This is a genomic window from Alteromonas australica (genome assembly GCF_000730385.1).
Lineage (GTDB): Bacteria > Pseudomonadota > Gammaproteobacteria > Enterobacterales > Alteromonadaceae > Alteromonas > Alteromonas australica.
The window spans coordinates 62,970-82,155 of record NZ_CP008849.1 but is presented as its reverse complement, the minus strand read 5'-3'; the positions used below and the strand labels follow the sequence as shown (position 1 = coordinate 82,155).

The 19,186-nt window shown below is 45.3% G+C and carries 17 protein-coding genes and 1 tRNA gene; 4 read left to right on the top strand and 14 right to left on the bottom strand.

Annotation, left to right across the window (positions count from 1 at the left end; all coding sequences use genetic code 11):
• Nucleotides 1-4 precede the first annotated feature (4 nt).
• The 3 genes from dptF to EP13_RS00380 all read right to left on the bottom strand — a co-directional run bounded on the left by dptF (nucleotide 5) and on the right by EP13_RS00380 (nucleotide 2,562).
• Nucleotides 5-1,591, bottom strand: a complete 1,587-nt coding sequence (dptF, locus tag EP13_RS00390; protein ID WP_044055458.1) for a DNA phosphorothioation-dependent restriction protein DptF — start codon at nucleotides 1,589-1,591, stop codon at nucleotides 5-7.
• A gap of 246 nt (nucleotides 1,592-1,837) precedes the next feature.
• Nucleotides 1,838-2,458, bottom strand: a complete 621-nt coding sequence (locus tag EP13_RS00385; RefSeq protein WP_044058625.1) for a hypothetical protein — start codon at nucleotides 2,456-2,458, stop codon at nucleotides 1,838-1,840.
• 27 nt (nucleotides 2,459-2,485) lie between these two features.
• Nucleotides 2,486-2,562: transfer RNA gene (locus tag EP13_RS00380), tRNA-Arg, on the bottom strand.
• A gap of 244 nt (nucleotides 2,563-2,806) precedes the next feature.
• On the opposite strand from EP13_RS00380, the gene EP13_RS00375 reads away from it, so the two are divergent.
• A complete protein-coding gene (locus tag EP13_RS00375; RefSeq protein ID WP_044058624.1) occupies nucleotides 2,807-3,214 on the top strand; it encodes a c-type cytochrome in 408 nt (135 codons plus the stop codon).
• A 107-nt stretch (nucleotides 3,215-3,321) separates the two neighbouring features.
• Nucleotides 3,322-5,922: a sensor domain-containing phosphodiesterase gene (locus EP13_RS00370; protein ID WP_044055457.1), complete on the top strand. Its 2,601-nt coding sequence runs from the start codon at nucleotides 3,322-3,324 to the stop codon at nucleotides 5,920-5,922.
• A 6-nt stretch (nucleotides 5,923-5,928) separates the two neighbouring features.
• Here EP13_RS00370 and rep read toward each other — a convergent pair whose 3' ends face one another.
• Entirely contained in the window at nucleotides 5,929-7,944 is a 2,016-nt protein-coding gene (gene rep / locus EP13_RS00365) for a DNA helicase Rep (protein WP_044055456.1), read from the bottom strand.
• Between the two features lie 113 nt (nucleotides 7,945-8,057).
• Here rep and ubiK point away from each other — a divergent pair, with 113 nt between their 5' ends.
• Entirely contained in the window at nucleotides 8,058-8,306 is a 249-nt protein-coding gene (ubiK, locus tag EP13_RS00360; RefSeq protein WP_044055455.1) for a ubiquinone biosynthesis accessory factor UbiK, read from the top strand.
• 83 nt (nucleotides 8,307-8,389) lie between these two features.
• Here the strand turns inward: ubiK and ubiA are convergent, their stop codons facing one another.
• Nucleotides 8,390-9,262: a 4-hydroxybenzoate octaprenyltransferase gene (gene ubiA, locus EP13_RS00355; RefSeq protein ID WP_044055454.1), complete on the bottom strand. Its 873-nt coding sequence runs from the start codon at nucleotides 9,260-9,262 to the stop codon at nucleotides 8,390-8,392.
• Nucleotides 9,252-9,803, bottom strand: coding sequence for a chorismate--pyruvate lyase family protein (locus EP13_RS00350; protein ID WP_044055453.1), 552 nt, complete (start codon nucleotides 9,801-9,803; stop codon nucleotides 9,252-9,254). The genes ubiA and EP13_RS00350 overlap by 11 nt, the downstream gene beginning before the upstream one ends.
• A 193-nt stretch (nucleotides 9,804-9,996) precedes the next feature.
• On the opposite strand from EP13_RS00350, the gene EP13_RS00345 reads away from it, so the two are divergent.
• Nucleotides 9,997-10,410, top strand: a complete 414-nt coding sequence (locus EP13_RS00345) for a flagellar basal body-associated protein FliL (RefSeq protein ID WP_081869406.1) — start codon at nucleotides 9,997-9,999, stop codon at nucleotides 10,408-10,410.
• A 28-nt stretch (nucleotides 10,411-10,438) separates the two neighbouring features.
• Here EP13_RS00345 and glpG read toward each other — a convergent pair whose 3' ends face one another.
• The 8 genes from glpG to EP13_RS00305 form a co-directional block, all read right to left on the bottom strand.
• Complete coding sequence (gene glpG / locus EP13_RS00340) at nucleotides 10,439-11,320, bottom strand: rhomboid family intramembrane serine protease GlpG (protein ID WP_044055452.1); 882 nt, start codon at nucleotides 11,318-11,320, stop codon at nucleotides 10,439-10,441.
• A gap of 2 nt (nucleotides 11,321-11,322) precedes the next feature.
• Entirely contained in the window at nucleotides 11,323-11,634 is a 312-nt protein-coding gene (glpE, locus tag EP13_RS00335; protein WP_044055451.1) for a thiosulfate sulfurtransferase GlpE, read from the bottom strand.
• The gene (gene tdh, locus EP13_RS00330) at nucleotides 11,634-12,659 is read right to left on the bottom strand and encodes an L-threonine 3-dehydrogenase (RefSeq protein ID WP_044055450.1); all 1,026 of its coding nucleotides are present in this window, start codon (nucleotides 12,657-12,659) and stop codon (nucleotides 11,634-11,636) included. Before tdh ends, glpE begins: the two co-directional genes overlap by 1 nt.
• Complete coding sequence (gene kbl, locus EP13_RS00325; protein ID WP_044055449.1) at nucleotides 12,656-13,852, bottom strand: glycine C-acetyltransferase; 1,197 nt, start codon at nucleotides 13,850-13,852, stop codon at nucleotides 12,656-12,658. Before kbl ends, tdh begins: the two co-directional genes overlap by 4 nt.
• 141 nt (nucleotides 13,853-13,993) lie before the next feature.
• Complete coding sequence (locus EP13_RS00320) at nucleotides 13,994-16,444, bottom strand: putative bifunctional diguanylate cyclase/phosphodiesterase (RefSeq protein ID WP_044055448.1); 2,451 nt, start codon at nucleotides 16,442-16,444, stop codon at nucleotides 13,994-13,996.
• A gap of 9 nt (nucleotides 16,445-16,453) precedes the next feature.
• A complete protein-coding gene (locus EP13_RS00315; RefSeq protein ID WP_044055447.1) occupies nucleotides 16,454-17,641 on the bottom strand; it encodes a hypothetical protein in 1,188 nt (395 codons plus the stop codon).
• Nucleotides 17,638-18,117, bottom strand: a complete 480-nt coding sequence (locus EP13_RS00310; RefSeq protein ID WP_196897817.1) for a substrate-binding domain-containing protein — start codon at nucleotides 18,115-18,117, stop codon at nucleotides 17,638-17,640. The genes EP13_RS00315 and EP13_RS00310 overlap by 4 nt, the downstream gene beginning before the upstream one ends.
• 98 nt (nucleotides 18,118-18,215) lie before the next feature.
• The gene (locus EP13_RS00305) at nucleotides 18,216-19,178 is read right to left on the bottom strand and encodes a glycosyltransferase family 9 protein (RefSeq protein ID WP_231497898.1); all 963 of its coding nucleotides are present in this window, start codon (nucleotides 19,176-19,178) and stop codon (nucleotides 18,216-18,218) included.
• Nucleotides 19,179-19,186: the final 8 nt, after the last annotated feature.

Here is a 19,186-nt window from a genome sequence, read left to right as displayed (position 1 = left end):
GTTTCTAAACCCCACTTACTTCTATTTCGTCATCATCGTAACGTAAGCTCATTGTTAAGCCGTCTTTAACTATGGTGAGCTTATCTTTGCTCGATGCTATGGCAGCTATATGGTCAGCAAAGTCATCTAAAATAACGATGGTATTTTTGTCATGCTTGTTTGGTCTATATCCGCCAATAATTCTGTTCATCATATTAAGAAGGTTTATATTAACCGGCATTGAAACGCTTTTACCTTCAATGGATATATTAGCTACAAAAGAAGATGTACTTGTTGGTGGTGCATGCTGAATAGCCGTAAAGTCAGGTTCCATATCGACTTCAGTCATAATTTGATAACCATTGTGAGATGAGATAAGAAACTTCCCTTTAGCAATCGATTTGGCATTTCTATTTATATATGTGTGGATTGCAGCGAATATTGTCTCTTTATAGAAGCTTTTTAGCTCTTTTTTCTCTTCTTTACCCCCTACAAAGTGAGTATGTAAATTCCACACTTTCGCGTACTTATCTAATAGAGGCTCATCAAAATCCTCAAGAAAATCTTTGTGATAGTTGTTGGCGATCTCTGCTTCTCCAAGAAGGTAGAACAGTCTTAGATATGAGTGAGAATTTTTCGACTGACGAATACCAAGTTCAGAGGATAGATAAGAAGTGAATTCTTCGAAGCGCTTGTCGTACAAACCCAAACTAGTACTTAAGAGAAACTTATCGACGTTTTCTGTTCTAACATCTGCAGGGTCAAAATCTACTATTTTGGATGAGATTTCGTTATCAGAGGCATTGAACATATTATCAAATAGATACCCCTCCGGTGATAACAATGTGTGAACAAAGTCCAACAGCGTTCTTGCTGTAAGAAACTGGTCTTTAATCAGTCTAGCTTTAAACAGTACATCGACAATTCTATCTTGAACTTGTGGAATAGAAAGAAGCTGATAGTTAGTACATAGGAGTTTATTTCCATCATGACTAGCTCTTTCTTTATCAAAATACTGCCGTACAATATTGTCTTCATATTTTGTTATTCGTTGCAAAATAGCTTTTACAAAATCAGAAGAATGACCGGTACTTGTTAAATTGAACTTTGGATAGTCTTCAAAGTTTAAGAACACATACTCTGAAGTTGACTCTTTTGAGTCTAAATAATTGGCGATGGCATCGCACACATTTTCATCGCTACCCTCTTCGACATAATTCCCCATCATGCCCACATTGATACCAACTACTAATGCTTTCTCACTACGCTGATAATCAGCAAAAACTTTATCAAGTGTTGATATTGCAGACTCATCAGGTTCAAAACTATGTGTTGCGTCTAAATGAAAAGTAGCTTTGTGAGAAAACTTTGAAGCATATTGAGTAAGGATTTCAGATTTACCATCACCACTACTACCGCAAAGAAAAATAATTTTCTTTGCGGTAGTAGATAATGTCTTTAGGTGGTTTTCGAAGTTTTTTTGAATCTCTGTTTCGATATAAAGGTATTTCTTTACTGCATCAAGCTCAGCTGAAATGGCGTCTTTTCGCTCAGTGGAAACAGCATAAGGGGAAGATTTGGACAATACGTTCAAAACGTCAACAAAACGCATTCTACATCCTTATAGTTAGCCTTTAGTCTAACAAATTAACACTATTTGATTCGCACTGCCAACTTTAACGCTTAAATTTTAAGCAAGAACTGAACTGTTAAAGGTTGAGAACAAGCTTTTCTCAATTCAATTTTTGTTGCCGGTTAGAAGAGAAAACAGCGCTATGTCTACCAACTTTTAAAAATGGCCACTCTTAATAGTGGTTCGAATCTATGTTATTTACAGCTATAAAACATAGTAGAATATTTAATCTTCCTTTTTGAGCAACCCATGAAAAACCTCAATCGCCCTATCAAAGCTTTCATCATTGTCGAAATAAAGCTGACTTAGCCTGCTTTTCTTTATTTGGTAGGTAGCGCTGGCAAAGGCTAGCGCTTCTCTAAAGCTGCTAAATTCGTCATCGAACACTTTGAACACCTCGCGCTGTGGTTTTGCCACCCGCGTTATGCTGCCGTTTACTTCATAATCGAACCCTGTAAATTGAAGCCGTGACAGGGTTTCTTTGCCTAAGCGCATGCCGCCTTTTAGGCTTATTTGAAATGCCGCGTCCATTTCTTCAATTTCTTCCATACTCCAGTGGTTAAAAACCCTAATAGCCTTTTTGTATTTTTCTGCCAATCGCTTTTTTAACACGGCAATTCTTGGTTCTAGCGTGCTATTGTTTTCGTTTTTTAATAGGTCGAAACATTCGTGACATGAAGGCACAGAAATAAAATCGGCCTCTAGGTTTCCATCTTGCCAGTCGTGAATAAATTTTATAGGTGGGATAAAGTCGGAGCGGGCCTTTTCGCAGCCGCAGTAAATACAGCGGTTAAAGTTAGCCGAATGTACAGCGTTTAGTGGTTCGTAGAATTTTTCGTAATTCAATGCGAGCTTGTTTCTACTTGATAAAAATGGCGCACCCGATAGGATTCGAACCTATGACCTTTGCCTCCGGAGGGCAACGCTCTATCCAGCTGAGCTACGGGTGCGTTGGGGATGTTTGAAAACCAGTAGTGATTAATCTGACTTCGCAAACGGGGCGTAATAATACTGACGCCACGGCCTTGCATCAACTGGTTTATGCAAAACATTTCTGAATTGATGGTTTTGTCTGCATTAAAAATCCTTACTTTTTATAGGTAATTGGTAGCAAACAGTTGTTCAGGCATGAATTACCGTTATAATCTGGCACGTTATACTTTACTTAAAGTTCATGATTGCCTGGAGACAGATGTGAAATTGAAAACCTGGTTTACCGTTGCAGCTACAGCACTAACTGTGTTTGCTGCGCAAGCACAAGAAATGAGTGACGACGAAATTGCCGATCGTATTAAGCCGATTGGTCAGGTACACGTTGCAGGCGCACAAGCCGCTGGTAATAACGCAGCAGCCGGCGGTGCAAAGTCAGGCGAAGACGTTTACAACTCTGCCTGTGTTGCCTGTCACGCAGCGGGCGTTCTTGGCGCACCTAAATTGCACGTAGCTGCAGACTGGCAGCCCCGTTTAGACGAACGTGGCCTAGACGGCGTATGGCAAAATGCCCTTAACGGTATTAACGCAATGCCTCCTCGTGGTACATGTAGCAGCTGTTCAGACGATGAAATTAAAGCCGCTATTGAATATATGATCGAAGGCATTTAACTCTACACTTTACACAACAAATTGTTGGAAAAAGTAGCGTTTTTCTGATGGATCGGGTAGTTTAATGCAACTTAGAATTACCTATTCTTATTCTAGCCGGCTTCAAAATGTCATCAGATTTAACGCAATATGAGTTGACGGAAGAAGAGCTGCGGGAATTAATACCGCAGCTTCAACAACTCACCGATAAATATAAGCGCGCTGAACGTGTTCAGAAGGCGCTTTTCGACATTTCTGAATTAGCCAGTTCGGTTAGCCATCTCAATCGTCTTTATTCTGCCATTCACGAAATCATTGCTGATTTTATGAATGCCGATAACTTCTTTGTTGCCTTTTACGAGCAAGATAACAATTTGGTAGATTTTGCTTACTTTGTTGATGAGTTTGACGAACAAGCGGTAAAGCAACTGCCCGCTGAAGATATGATGGACGGCATGACAGGTTTTATTCTGCGTACCGGCCAACACCTGTTTTATAAGCGTGAAGAAGAAGAGCGATTTGCCAAAGAGCACGGCATTAAATTAGTGGGCTCGCAGCCGTTTGAATTATTGGGTGTGCCGTTAAAGCGAGGCAGCCAGGTTATTGGCGCCATGGTGGTACAAACCTACGATGAAGGCATTCACTATAGCCAAGAAGATTTAGAAGTACTGCTGTTTGTCTCGCAGCATATTGTCACTACGGTAGATAGAGTTAAAAACCGCGAGCTTACCGAACGTACTATTCGCGACCGTACCCGCCAGTTACGTAAAATAAATGACGATTTACAAGAAGAAATACTCGAGCGCCAAAAGGTAGAAGCATTACAGCAAGCCCTGTTTGAAATATCGGAGCTGGCAGCGAACCTTGATGGCGACATGTCGGTGTTTTATACCAGCTTGCACGATATTTTAGCCCGCTTAATAAGCGCTCCTAACTGCTACATTTCTACACTAAGTGAAGATAAGCAGCACCTTGAATTCCCGTATTTCAGTGATAAAGAAAATGAAAGCATAGAGTCGCGCCCTATTGGCCTTGGCTTAACGGAATTTGTATTGCGTACTGGGCAAGCTGAACTGATTAACCCGCCTCGGGTACTAGAGCTAGCAGAGGCCGGAGAGATTGACGTAAGCGTGGCGCAAACCATGCTGAATAGCGCGAACTCGTGGTTGGGCTCGCCGTTAATCGTTGATGGAGAAATATCAGGCATTATTGCGGTGCAAACCTACGGTAAACACGCTAAGTATACCGCCAGAGATTTAGAGCTTTTACGTTTTGTATCGCACCACATTGCGGTAACCATGGAGCGTAAGCGTAGTACCGAAGCTATTCAGCGTTACAACAGCGAACTGGAAGCGCGTGTTAAAGAGCGCACCGCCGAGCTTGACCAAGCCAATACGTTTTTGAAGCAACAAATTGAAGAACGTAAAGAGATTGAGTTAAAGCTAATTCACGATGCCCACCACGACTCGCTCACCGACCTACCTAACCGCGCTATGTTTACTAGCCGTTTAGAATTAGCCATTGCCAGCAAGCAGCGTTATAGCGATAACTTGTTTGCAGTGCTCTTTATTGATTTAGACCGCTTTAAAGTCATCAACGACACCCTAGGCCATCACGCCGGGGATGAGTTTCTCATTGAAGTTGCACGGCGTATTGCGCTATGTATTCGCGGCCACGATTTGCTTGCCCGCTTGGGTGGCGATGAATTTGTGGTGCTTCTTGATAACTTCGATGAAGTGTCTGACGTTGAAGAAGTAGCGTCACGTATTATTAACTCCATTTCTGAGCCCTTCTTACTGGAAGGCAAAGAAATGTATTCGGGCGCCAGTATTGGTATTGCCCATCTTGAGCCTTATTATCGTAGCGCTGATGAAGTGCTAAGAGACGCCGACGCAGCCATGTACCAAGCAAAAACTTTGGGCCGTGGCCGTTTTGTTATGTTTGATAAAAGCATGCGCGATCGTCTTATTGAAGAACTTGAGTTGGAAAACGAATTTAGGCGTGCGTTACGAGAAGAAGAGTTTGATTATTTCTTGCAGCCTGTGATTGATTTGCGTGATGATTCTGCGCTGTATCACGAATTGTATGTTCGTTGGTCGCACCCGGCTTACGGCAAAATTGCCCGAGAGCAGTTTAGGCAAGTGGCCGAGCAAAGCGGGTTAACGCTAGATTTAGACTTATTCCAACTGCGTAAAGCCTGCGAACTTCTTAAGCATTGGCGGGATAGCGGCGAAGCCCCTGGGCGTATTGCGGTGAATGTGTCGATAAACCACTTGTTGCAAGCCTCTATGGTGAACAAGATGGTGGCCTTGGTGGAAAACTATGAGGTGTCGCCACACGAGTTGGTTTTTGAGTTTGATGAAAACGATTTAAATCGTCGCTCGCAGTATATTTTACCAGCCATTAAAAAACTGAAGCGTGCTGGCATTACCTTGGTGTTGGATAACTTTGGTAGCGGGCTTGCGTCATTAAGCTATTTATTTGCCTACCCCTTCGACTTTATAAAGATAGACCATAGGTTTGTGAAGTCGCTGCCGCGTTCGCAGCGTAATCTCAAGCTTATTCAGTCGGTTATGCTTATTTCTGAGCACCTTAAATTTAAGGTTATTGCAGAAGGCGTAGACTCAACCGCACAGTTATCTGCGCTAACTGAAATAGAATGTAACTACGCCCAAGGCAAAATACTGAAACAGCCTAAGGTGTTAGACATGAAACAGCTTGCCAGCTAGCGGCACTTAACTCTTGTTTAAAATTCCCCGTAGGTTTGCAATCCCCACTTGAGCTTTTTGTTGGCGTTCTTCTTTGGTGGCCTTAGGCTTTTGGTTTTCCCATTGCACGTCGTCTGCTGGCAGTTCGAACAAAAAGCGGCTAGGTTCAGGGTGTATAATTTCCCCAAATTGTCGGCGTTCTTTTGCCAAACTAAAAATAAGTTCGCGCTGTGCACGGGTAATGCCCACGTAGGCTAAGCGGCGCTCTTCCTCTACGTTGTCTTCGTCTATGCTACTTTGATGGGGCAATAGCCCTTCTTCCATACCCACTAAAAAGACAATGGGGAACTCTAGCCCTTTAGAAGCATGTAAGGTCATAAGCTGCACTTGATCGCCTTCACCGTCGTCTTCGCCTCGTTCCATCATGTCGCGAAGAATTAGGCGATTAACCACTTCAGTCAGAGTCATTGGGCTTTCTAATTCGTTACCTTCTAGCATGTCGGTCACCCAACCGAATAAGGTACTCACGTTGGCCATGGCCATTTCAGCGGCTTTTGGGCTGGCGCTTTGTTCGTACAACCACTCTTCGTAGCCCATGGTGCGGATCATGCTGCGAACCGCATCGGCGGTATCGCCCCTGTTTGCATTGTCGCTTAGCTCTACAATCCAACGGGCAAAGCCAGACACTGCATGGAAGGCTTTGTCGGGCAGTACGCTATTTAAATTGGCATGGGTGGCCGCTTCAAACATAGACACACCTAAGCTGTTAGCAAAGTTACCCAGTTTTTCCAGCGTGGCGCGGCCTATGCCCCGCCCTGGCGTATTGATTATTCGTAATAAGGCGTTGTCGTCGTCTTGATTCACTAGCAAGCGCAAGTAAGCCATGATGTCTTTTACTTCGGCGCGGCCAAAAAACGACATACCGCCACTTATTTTGTAAGGAATGCGGTTACTCATCAGCAGCTTTTCAAATAAGCGGCTTTGATGGTTGCCTCGGTACAAAATGGCGTAGTCTTTAAACTGGCTGCCATTCATAAACTTATGGGCCAGCAGTTCGGCCACTACGCGCTCGGCCTCGTGCTCTTCGTTTTTGGCTTCTATTACCTTAAGCGGTTCGCCGTATTGCAGCTCGGAAAACAGGGTTTTGTCGAATAAGTGCGGGTTGTTTTGAATAAGAATATTCGCGCAATGCAGTATACGCCCGGAAGAGCGGTAGTTTTGCTGCAACTTAATAACATTTAACCGAGGAAAATCTTGCTGTAGTAGGTGCAAGTTTTGTGGTTTTGCTCCCCGCCAAGAATAAATAGATTGGTCGTCATCGCCTACCACAGTAAAGCGGGCACGCTCTCCCACCAGCAACTTCACCAGTTCATATTGACTGGTGTTGGTATCTTGGTATTCATCTACCAACAAGTAGCGGATTTTGTTTTGCCACTTAGCCCGCACGGTTTCGCTGGTTTTAAGCAACAAGGTGGGCAGTAAAATAAGGTCGTCGAAATCCAAGGCATTGTAAGCTTTTAGGTTATCTTGGTAACGCTTGTAAGCTTCGGCAAATTCACGTTCGCCCGTACTTTGCGCTTGCTTGAGTAACGCGTCTGGCAAAATAAGGTCGTTCTTCCAATTAGAGATGCAGCTTTGCAGCAAAGATAACTGTTCTTTATCGCCGTCAAGGGTTTCCCGGGTGAGGTCGGTCAATAGCGACAACGAGTCTTTGTCGTCGAATAAAGAAAACCCAGGCTTTAGCCCCAGGTCTTTCACGTGGGCTTTAATTATGGTTAACCCTAAGGTGTGAAAGGTAGACACCTTTAGCCCGCGAGCTTCAGGCTTGCCTAAGGTTTGTGCCACCCGCTCTTTCATTTCACGCGCGGCTTTATTGGTGAAGGTAACGGCAGCAATATAGCGCGCGGGCATGTCGCAATTTCTGACTAAATGCGCGATTTTATTGGTGATAACCCGAGTTTTACCGCTGCCTGCCCCGGCTAAAACCAAACAGGGTCCAGAGACAAAAGTGACAGCAGATTCTTGCGCTTCGTTAAGTTTCATTGCCTTCCTAAAACCGAATAGATAATGGTGGTGTCATAGTTTTCATTGCAAGATATGGCTATGCCGATAGAATAGACCACATACTTTGACGCAGCGCATTATAAGGGAATTCCATGTTGGATCCGAAAAAACTCGAAGATTTAGCAAAACAGATTGCAGATGCCGTTCCACCAGGTGTGCGCAATATGGCTGAAGAGGCCGAAGGTAAAATTAAACAAGTGCTTCAAACTCAACTGTCTAAACTCGATTTAGTCACCCGTGAAGAGTTTGATATTCAAAGCCAAGTGCTTATTCGCACCCGTGAAAAACTCGACGCGATGGAAGCGCGCATTGCCGTGTTAGAAAACACGCAAGCAGACTAAATTCACATTTAAGCGGTTGGCAATACGTTGCCAACCGCGCTCTTCTTTATACGCATTCGCCACGCTTTAGGTTAATTAGCCAGCTACGCCAGCCAGTACTGAAGTAACAGCCCTAAGGTTATCACTAACCCTACTTGGTGGTTTTCTATAAACGCTGTAAAGCAACCTTCTCGCGTTTTGCCTTTTATAAATTGGTAATGGCGATAAAACAGTAAAGCACTTATCACTAACGCCACATAATATGGCCAGCTGGCATCAATCATTTGCCCTACACCCAATAAAATAGCAAGCATGCACGCCTGTAACGCCACTATCATGGTTACATCGTATCGGCCAAACAGCACCGCCGTAGATTTAACGCCTATTTTAATGTCGTCGTCTCTATCTACCATGGCATACATGGTGTCGTAGGCCACTGTCCAACATAAATTGGCGGCAAATAGCCACCAACCATAAGCGGGTACGGTTTCCATCACCGCCATAAAGCCCATCGGTATTGCCCAGCCAAATGCTGCGCCTAGCACAACCTGAGGCAAGTGCGTGTAACGCTTCATAAACGGATAGCTTGCGGCTAACAGTAGCGCCACAACCGACAGCGCCATGGTTAGCCAGTTCAGCATAAGTACCAGAAAGAATGCGGCCAATATATGTAATGAAAATAAGCTTAAGGCTTCGTTAGCCTGAACTTCACCATTGGCCAGCGGCCTGTTTTCGGTGCGCTTTACGCTGCCATCTACTTTTCTGTCGGCGTAGTCATTAATAACGCATCCGGCAGAACGCATCACCACCACGCCCGCCAAAAAAATAAGCGTAATACACAAAGAAGGCAGGCCCTTAGACGCCACAATCAGCGCCCATAGTGTGGGCCACAGAAGAAGATAAATGCCAACAGGTTTGTCTAACCGCATTAATCGGTAATAAGCAGATAAATTTTTGCGTCTTAAACTAAATTTCATAGTGATACCTTGAGTCGTAAACCGGTGCATCGGGAAGAAACACCTCTGCCACTATCATCTTTTGATTGTTTAAAGTGAATAGTGAACGCCTTCCCCACAGGGTTTGCGCTTTGCTGTAGCCCATACTGCTTGAACATAACTTACAAAGCTGAAAGGCTGAACGAACAAAACGCGCATCGTTAAATAGCCGCTTACCTAAAGGTTGCTGCCCTAAATTCGCCAATTCTGCCTCTACCATTTGTTGCGGTATAACTGAGCGTGCAAACACCCAGGGGGTATTGTTACCACACAGCAGAACCTCTCGCACTTGAAAGGCCTGTTCAGCGTCACGGTTTAGTAACGACAATTCGTTTTGATGAGGGGTAATGGTTTGCTGCCCTAACAGGGTGAGCGAAAACTGATGGCACAAAGACTGAACCCGTTCGGTGAGCGAGCCGGTATCTAATAGCCAGTTTTTCAAATACGCATCTGGAATGCTTATAGTATTTGGTGCGTGCCAATCTACCGATAGCCCCACTGGGAAACCACCTGCGAAGCTCACAGGGTATGCCTATTTGAAATAATGAGTGTGTGTGTGTTTACCATTCTCTTTAAACATTAATGCGCTGTTATGCTCAACTATACCTTTATGATATTGATTTTGCTTGAATGCTTCTACTTTTGCAGTAGTGTGTTTATTGCATGTTTTGCTACACTAGCAATCTATACCTTTTAATTTGGTTTTTGTTCATTCCATGATGAAGATTCGCGTTTTCAGATTCATTGCCACCTGCCTTTTATTTGGCGGCGTACTCTCGCCTTCGTTTGCGCAGGATAAAGCAACCTACGCCTACCTAGGTTTAGAGCCAGACATAGTGACTAACTATGTGGGCCAAAGTGCTCGCAAGCTAGGCTATGTTAGGGTAACGGTAGAGCTGATGATCAACGATGTTGATAACTTAGAAGTGGCTGAACATCACATGCCGCTTCTGCGCGCCACTGCCATTGAAATTTTTGGCCGCCAACCGGAAGAAAAAGTGAAATCTCTTACCGGCCGTGAAGATATTCGTCGCGCCATTTTAAAAGCATTACAAGATCATATGCGCCAAGAAACAGGTGGTGAAGTGGTGAAAAACGTTATTTTCACTAAGTACCTATACCAAGGCTAAATCAGGGCTAGTTTAAGGCGAGATAAACCTAGCGTGACGCCTTACGTTTATCTGCCAATAACGATATTAAGGCCGCCATTACGCACCCGGTGATTAAACCTGCGGTGTGCGCTGCATTGGCCATATTTACCCACAAAATATCTGCATAACCTAACACCAGCCATACCAACATAAAGCCCACAATCGCGTTGGGCAGTTGTAAGCCCCATTGCGGCTTTAGCCATCCAAGCCACCATACAAAGCCCATTACTGCATACACCACACCAGACAAACCACCAAATAGCAGCAAGTTGGCTTGCACAGGCTCGGTAAAGAAAGCTTGCGCTATGTTCGACGTGGCCGCCGACACCACAAACACCAATAGCAACATACTGCTGCCAAATGCCTGCTCTATTTTTGCGCCTAATGTACTCCACCAAAGCAGGTTAAAGACAATATGAAGTACACTAAAGTGAATAAATGCGGGCCCGAGCAATCGCCACCACTGGTTGTTGTCGGCCAATACCGATAGAGGCTGCATAAGCAAATGTTGCGCGATGGGGCTAAACAACCCGAGCAATGAAAAGCCATACACCAACACACAAATGGTGAAGATCAGTGTGGTTAAAGGGGTGTTCAGGGCGTTTAGGAAGAGCGCTTTAAGATTAAAGCCAGACGCTTGAGGAAGCAGGTTAACCTTGTCCCCATATTGCCATGCGGCTTGTTGATATTTAGGGTTATTGGGGTCGCTTAAAAATTGCTCGGTAATTTCTCGCGCCTTCAACGCTTGAGATTCGTCGTTAAGCAATATCACGTATTCGTCGCCGGCGTCCGTGGGGCTAACTGAACAGGCAATATTTTCGCTTTTTAGGTAATTCGCCAGAAGGTGTGCAACACCTTGCTGGCGAAACGCAATTAAAGGGTGGCTCACAATTACTCTGTAACCACAGATTGATTCGCTCGCCACGCTTCAAAGCCACCGTCCATGCTATATACCTCAGCAAAACCTTGCTGTGCAATAACTTGTGCCGCTTGCTGGCTACTAATGCCGTGATAACACACCACAACCACGGGGGTGTCTTTGGGTGTGTTTTCAACAAAAGCTGAAAAGTTGTCGTTATTCAACGGTGATGCATTTGGCATGTGACCATTGGCGTACGATTGCGGGTCGCGTATATCCACGATGGCCACGTCGCCGTCGAAGTTAGCGACATCTTGTACGCTGATATGAGAAAACGTTGTCATTATTGCCAGTCCAAAATAACTTTACCTGATTGCCCTGAGCCCATGGTATCAAATCCCTTCTGGAAGTCATCAACTGAAAAGCGGTGACTGATAATTGGCGATAAATCTAAGCCACTTTGTAGCAAGCTGGCCATTTTATACCAGGTTTCGAACATCTCTCGCCCGTATATGCCTTTAATAATCAGCCCTTTGAATATCACCTGATTCCAGTCGATAGCCACGTCTTGTGGCGGTATGCCTAACATGGCCACTTTTCCGCCATGGTTCATTTTATTCAGCATATCTCGCAATGCGACAGGCACTCCTGACATTTCAAGCCCAACGTCGAAACCTTCCGACATTCCTAGCTCGTTCATCACTTCTTGTAGGTCTTCTTTGCTCACGTCTACCGCCCGTGTGGCGCCCATTTTCTTTGCTAGCGCTAAGCGATATGGGTTGATATCGGTAATCACCACATGGCGTGCGCCAACATGGCGGGCAACCGCTGCGGCCATAATACCAATAGGGCCAGCACCGGTAATAAGTACATCTTCACCCACTAGGTCAAAACTTAGTGCGGTGTGAACAGCGTTACCAAAAGGGTCGAAAATAGACGCTAGCTCGTCGCTAATGTTGTCTGGAATTTTAAACGCGTTAAACGCTGGAATAACCAAGTATTCAGCGAATGCACCAGGGCGGTTTACCCCTACACCTTCAGTATTACGGCACAAGTGACGGCGTCCAGCGCGGCAGTTACGGCAATGACCACAGGTAATATGGCCTTCACCTGATACCCGATCACCTAGGTTAAAACCGCGTACTTCCTGCCCCATACCAACCACTTCGCCCACGTATTCGTGGCCTACCACCATGGGAACAGGAATGGTTTTTTGCGACCACTCATCCCAGTTGTATATGTGCATGTCGGTACCGCAAATAGCGGTTTTTCTAATTTTAATGAGTAGGTCGTTATGCCCTACTTCGGGTTCTGGCGTGTCTTGCAGCCAAATCCCTTTTTCCGCTTTCGCTTTCACTAACGACTTCATGCAATCACTCCCATTTCTTTGCCCACTTCAATAAAGGCGTCTACCGCTTTATCGACATGTTCAATTGAGTGCCCCGCCGACATTTGTGTACGAATACGAGCTTGCCCTTTAGGCACTACAGGATAAGAGAACCCAATAACGTAAATGCCTTTGCTCAGCAGTTTATCAGCCATGTTGCTGGCCGTGCGCGCATCGCCTAGCATAACGGGAATGATAGCGTGGTCTTTACCGGCTAGGGTGAAGCCAGCCTCTTCCATGCGAGTGCGGAAATGCTCGGCATTTCGCCATAACTGTGCCCGTAACTCGTCGCCGTGTTTCATCATTTCAAACACTTTAAGCGACGCGGCAACAATAGGTGGCGCCACCGAGTTAGAAAATAAATAAGGGCGCGAGCGTTGGCGTAACCACTCAACCACTTCTTTTTTACCCGAAGTATAACCGCCAGACGCACCGCCCATGGCTTTGCCTAGGGTACCGGTAATAATGTCTACCCGACCCATTACCCCGCAATACTCATGGCTACCGCGGCCAGACTCACCTAAAAAGCCAGTAGCGTGGCAGTCATCTACCATAACAAGGGCGTCGTATTTGTCTGCTAGGTCGCAGATGCTGGCAAGGTCGGCAATCACGCCGTCCATGGAAAATACCCCATCTGTAGCAATCACTTTAAAGCGTGCGCCATCGGCATCAGCTTGTTTAAGCTGATCTTCAAGGGCTTCCATATTGTTGTTGGCATAGCGGTAGCGCTTCGCTTTACACAAGCGCACGCCATCAATAATGCTGGCATGATTGAGGGCATCGGAAATAATCGCATCTTCTGGCCCTAGCAGGGTTTCAAAAAGACCGCCGTTCGCATCAAAACAAGAGGGATACAAAATGGTGTCTTCAGTCCCTAGAAAATCACTGATTTCAGCCTCTAGCTGTTTGTGAATATCCTGGGTTCCACAGATAAAGCGCACCGACGCCATACCAAACCCGTGGGAATCTAGGCCTTGCTTTGCCGCGTCTATAAGGTCGGGGTGATTAGCGAGCCCCAAATAATTATTGGCACAAAAGTTAATGACATGGTCGCCATTCGCCACGTCGATATCGGCTTGCTGTTGAGAGGTAATAACGCGCTCTTTTTTATACAAGCCCTCATCTTTTGTGGCTGAAATTTGTGCGTTTAGATGCGAGATAAATGCCGCAGACATGCCTGTCTCCCGTTATGCTAAAAAGGGTATTTTAAAGAAACCCAAATAGAGGGTATACCACCAAAGGGCGGATTTTACGGTGTCAAAATTCGTATGTGTAAATATTTGCGCACACTTGCAAGTTTTCACGACTACTTGCAGTTAAATCGTGCTTTTCCACACACCAGAACTCACTTTGTCTTCTAACGTATTCCAAAGTTCCGTTTCAGGAATGGGGCGACTAATTAAATAGCCCTGCCCTTGATGCGCCTCAAAATGGCACAGCATTTCGTGTTGCTCAATGGTTTCGATACCCTCAGCAATCACTTGCAGATTAAGGTTTCGCACCATAGAAATGGTGGAATGCACAATATTTCTGTCATCGGCGTTTTCTGTAATGTTAGAAATAAAGGAACGATCAATTTTTATGTAGTCTGCCGGTAGCGATTTCAGGTAGCTCAATGAAGAGTAGCCGGTACCAAAGTCGTCAATAGCCAGCATACATCCCATTTCACGAATTTTACGCATCACACTGGTGGCGCGTTCAATATCGGTAACCAATACCGTTTCGGTAAGCTCTAAACACACTTGAGATGGCGCAATGTCATTGTTGATAATTTGCTGCTGTAAGAAGTTAGGCAAGCTGGGGTCTAAGAATTGCGCTGCGGATAGGTTAATGGCCACTTTTATGCCTGGGTAACCATTCGCGTTGAGTTCGCGCACGAGTTGGGTGGCTTTGTTAATCACCCAATAGTCCAGTTCTAGCATAAACGCGGTGTTTTCCAATAACGGAATAAACTCAGCGGGTGAAATATGCCCCTTATCAGGGTGATACCAACGCAGTAAGGCTTCAAACCCTAGTAACTTGTGGCTTTTAAGGTCTAATTGAGGTTGCAGTGCCAAGCTAAACTGATTTTCTCGTAAAGCCACTCGCGCTTCTGCTTCAAGCTCTACCTTTTTCATGACTTTAAGGTTCATGGTGGCGTCGTATACCCGATAGCCAGTGCCCTTTTTAGCTTTGGCCTCATACATGGCAATATCAGCATGACGTAGCAGTTCTACTGGTGTAGCCCTTGCTTGGCGTGTAATCGCCACGCCAATACTAATAGACACATAAAATTGCAGCTTATTAACTTCAATCGGCTGGGCAAACTCGGCAATGATTTTCTTGGCCACCAGCGTCACTTGCTCTTTTGTGTCTATGTCAGATAACAACACCACAAATTCATCGCCACCAAAACGCGAGGCAATGTCGGTTTCTCTTATGGGTTTAGAGATACGCATGGCGGCGGCTTTTAACAGTTTGTCTCCCACGTCGTGACCATAACTGTCGTTTACCTTTTTAAAGTCGTCTAAGTCCATAAACATCAGTGCCACTAGACGATCGTCACGAGCAGCAAGCGCCAGTTGCTGTTCTATCTGAAAGGTGAGCATGTTTCGATTGGGCAACCCGGTTAACACATCGAACATGGCCATTTTCTCAAGCTTCGCGGTGTTTATGGCCATTTGTCCGTCGAAGTCTTCTAGCTGTTTAGCCAAATCATTCGCCGCTTGCTCTACCACATCAAGTTCGTCGGTCAATCGAAAGGCTGGGCTGATACTTCGCCGCGCTGATAGCGCGTAAAACTCTTTAAAGTTGTGCTGCGCAAGCATGGGTAAGCGTTCACTAACCGCAATAAGGCGGGTGCGATATTGATTGAGAAACAAGGATAACAGTAAAGAAAACACCACGAAAAGCCCCGCGGCAGAGGCTATCACTAAAAGCTCGTATTGGGCTTTTTGCTTTAATAGCACACTGATGTCTCTTACCACCAGCAAATAGGGGTGATCATTATTCGCGTAGGTGTATGGGAAAGGCAGTAAACTCACCAGTAAATCTTGGTTATTGTGGGTAACCCGCTGGCCTCTTATTACCAGCTCATCCGGGTTCCAGTCACTGGGCAAGGCATCAATAACCCGGTTAAGGTATTCTCTGTTTAACGGCGCTAATTGGCTGGATAAACTCAATACCTTAGTGCCGTGATCGGTGGTGGTGAATTGTACCATTGCTAACTTGTACGCGTCGGTTGAGCGGCTAAACAACGACAATATCTCGCGCATCGATGTGGACATGACCACCACAGGCACCACATCATCTGAGGTCATGATGGGAACCGACAAGTAAAAACGACAAATGAGTTCGCAGGTAACTAGGGTTTTGCTTTCCAGCGTGGTTTGCGTACTTTTAACCAGACGTTGAACAAACACTGGGGGTTCAGCTTGCCTGTCTCCCACCACGCCGTATTCGTCAAACAAAAACAATGACTCAACCTGAAAGTTGAGCATGAGGTACTCTTGCGTATTTTTGAGTGCAAGCGCCAGTTTTGATAAATCTTGATGGTTTTTTAATTCAGCTTGGGAGAAGGTATCTACCCACATGACCATTCTGCTATGCAGCACATCAGAGAAAAGCTGTAAACGGCGTTGATTCGACACCTGCTCTTCTTGCTGCTGAAAGGTAATATTTGATTCAGATTCTCGAATAAGCATGGTGGAGATAACAACGGTTACCGTTAGCACCATGGCCAGTAAGATTAAAATCGTTTTTGTCGTAAACGACAGTTTTACTTGCATAGAGAAGACCTAAAACCAATACATCAGCTGTATAGACCACATACGCCATGTTTCTTCAGTATGGTCGGCAATGTCAGGGTCAAGCAAGCTAACAGCGCGTGTGGCGCCGTTTACCCAATGGTGCTCTGCTTGTAATCGCCATTTAGGCGCAATATCCCAACGCAAGCCCACGGCGGTGGTATCCATATAACCAAAGTAAGAAGGCACAGTACCGCCACTTTCCAATTCCAACTGCACGCCATTGGGGTCGTCCACGTCATTGGTGTAACTGTCGTAACTCACCAAACCGCTAAACCGTGGAGAAAACAGATAGCGTAGTTGCACAAAGCCGCCTTCACCGGTGCGCTTGTCGTAATAGTCAGGGGTAAATACACCATTAAAGTCTTGTATTTCCCTAAGCAGTTCCGAACTGAGCTCCCAGTTCTCACTAAAGTACTGCATTGAAATCATAAAGCGGCGTATGTTGGACATCCCTGCAAAACGATTATCTTGTTCAAGGGGGATGTATTCGAAATCTGAATCTAACCAGCTTGCCCCCAGCTTCCAGTTCATTGAAGCTGGTTGCCAGAACACACTAAACTGATGCACAAAATCTTGTTTTATTTTCCCCAACGCTAAGCTGCCTAATAGGTAATCCCGCTGTTCTTCGTTAATAGTCGAGCGACCATAACTCCAGTTAACTTCCCACACATGATTGTCGGTGTATTTGCTAAAGCGGGTTTGAATACCGTTACTGCCTAGGGCTACGTCGCGAAAACCATCGAAATAAACCGATTGAGGCAGTACCGCGGTATCCCGAGTTTGGGGAACGTCACGGGTAACGGAATACAACCAGTGGCTGTTTTTGTAGCGGCCTAAATGAATTTGTGCTTGCCAGCCGGCGATATCGTCAACAGTCCAATCGATAAACAGATAGTCGAGTCGACTGCCCTGTTCAAACCTATTGCCGCCGTCGAGGTAAACCACCTGCCCTGCAATCGAGATATTACTGGCTACCTGATACAGCCCGTTTAGGCCAATTTCGGTAAGCTCGGCGCTAATTTGGTTATCGCTTGTAATGAAATCACTGTCTATCGATTGTGTAATACCTTGTGAAAAGTAACCGTGCCATTGCAGATTTGAAGATTCTTGCCCATTGGCACTAAAAGAAACACAACACAACCATAGCGCCGTCATTAATCCATAAAAATACGTCATTGTGATACCACCTTCACCATTCTCGCCTTTGACACTACTCCCGAGGGCATATAGCCGATAGCACCGGGGGTTTTTTCCAGCCGTTCAATGAGTTCTTCTTTCGATGAAACGCGGGTAGGCGTGACTCCTTGCCCTGAATACGTCAACTGATTCCATAAACGTGATAGTTGATAGGGAAACATCTTCAACGTTTCCCGACAGAACGCTTTGTGTAAAGGGTCGTTATCTTCTAATACAAAGACATGGATTTTGTTCCCGTCTTCCCAGTATTGAAGATGCCCTGTGAATATTTGGCGAAGTTCCACTTGCGTTAAGGTAGGCTTGGCCACACTGGGGTTAATGACCACCACTGTTTGATCTGCCTGCGCGTTTAACGACCAAGTGCTTAACACTAGAACAATAAAAGCTATATGCTTTGGGGAGGGAAAACGTAAGTATTTACGCCATTTCCACAACAACGCGAACGTCGTCTTCAATGTTACGTCTCCCTGCTTTAATAGGTTTTTTATCACCGCTTTCTCAAGTTTAGATAATGATTTAAAATTTTGCTTAAAATTAACGCATTTAAGTGAACTTAAGTAAAGAGTTCGTCAACTTTTTCAATTACCGCGTCCAACGTTATTTTTTCCATCAAATCATTGCCCTTCGCTCGCGCGCCCCAAGGTAATGCCGTCCAAGGTTTACCTTTTTGCTGCAAAATACAGTCATCGTAGACTGACACTACGCGATGAATATTTTTATATGGGCCAGTTCGACGAGGGTTAGAATGGGCATAAAGCCCAACCACTGGTGTGTCTACTGTGGTGGCCATGTGGGCAGGGCCGGTATCAGGAGCAATAACAAACTCGGCATGTTTTAGTAACATAAGCAACTGATGTAACGAGGTTTTACCCGTGAAGTCTTGCGCTATTTTTGCATTATGCCCAAGCACAGCATCGGCGGTTTCCCTATCTAGCTTGCCTGGGCCGCCGCACAATACCACACTCATCCCTTTGTCATTGATATAATTTGCAATATCAGCGTATCTTTCTGGCAACCAATTTCTTTCTGCTTTACTGGCGGCGGGTGCAATGACCACATACTTGCCTAGTGCTTGCGCTTGCCCTTCGCCCCATTGTGCATCTTCTTCAGACACTGGAATATTCCACTGTAGAGGATCAGACGGGGGGACGCCAAGGGCATCGGCGAAATCCATAAAGCCTTCTAATACATGGGCGTGTTGGTGCGCTGCCACTCGCTTATTGGCAAACAACCAGTGCAACTCTTTACTGCGCGCCCAGTCAAAGCCTATTCGTGTTTTCGCTCTTATCACGCGAGAGGCTAAATTGGCTCGTAACGCTACTTGCATCATGAGCAAGGCGTCAAACACTTCGCCTTGCACGGTCTCTTTTAATGCTTCTACTGCAGCCTTGCCTTGTGATTTATCAAAAATAATAAAGCGTACATTGGGCATTAACTTAACCAATTGATATTCAACTTTGCCAATCACCCAGGTTATTTCCGCGCTGGGCCAATGATGCTGAATTCTTGTTACCATTGCGGCTG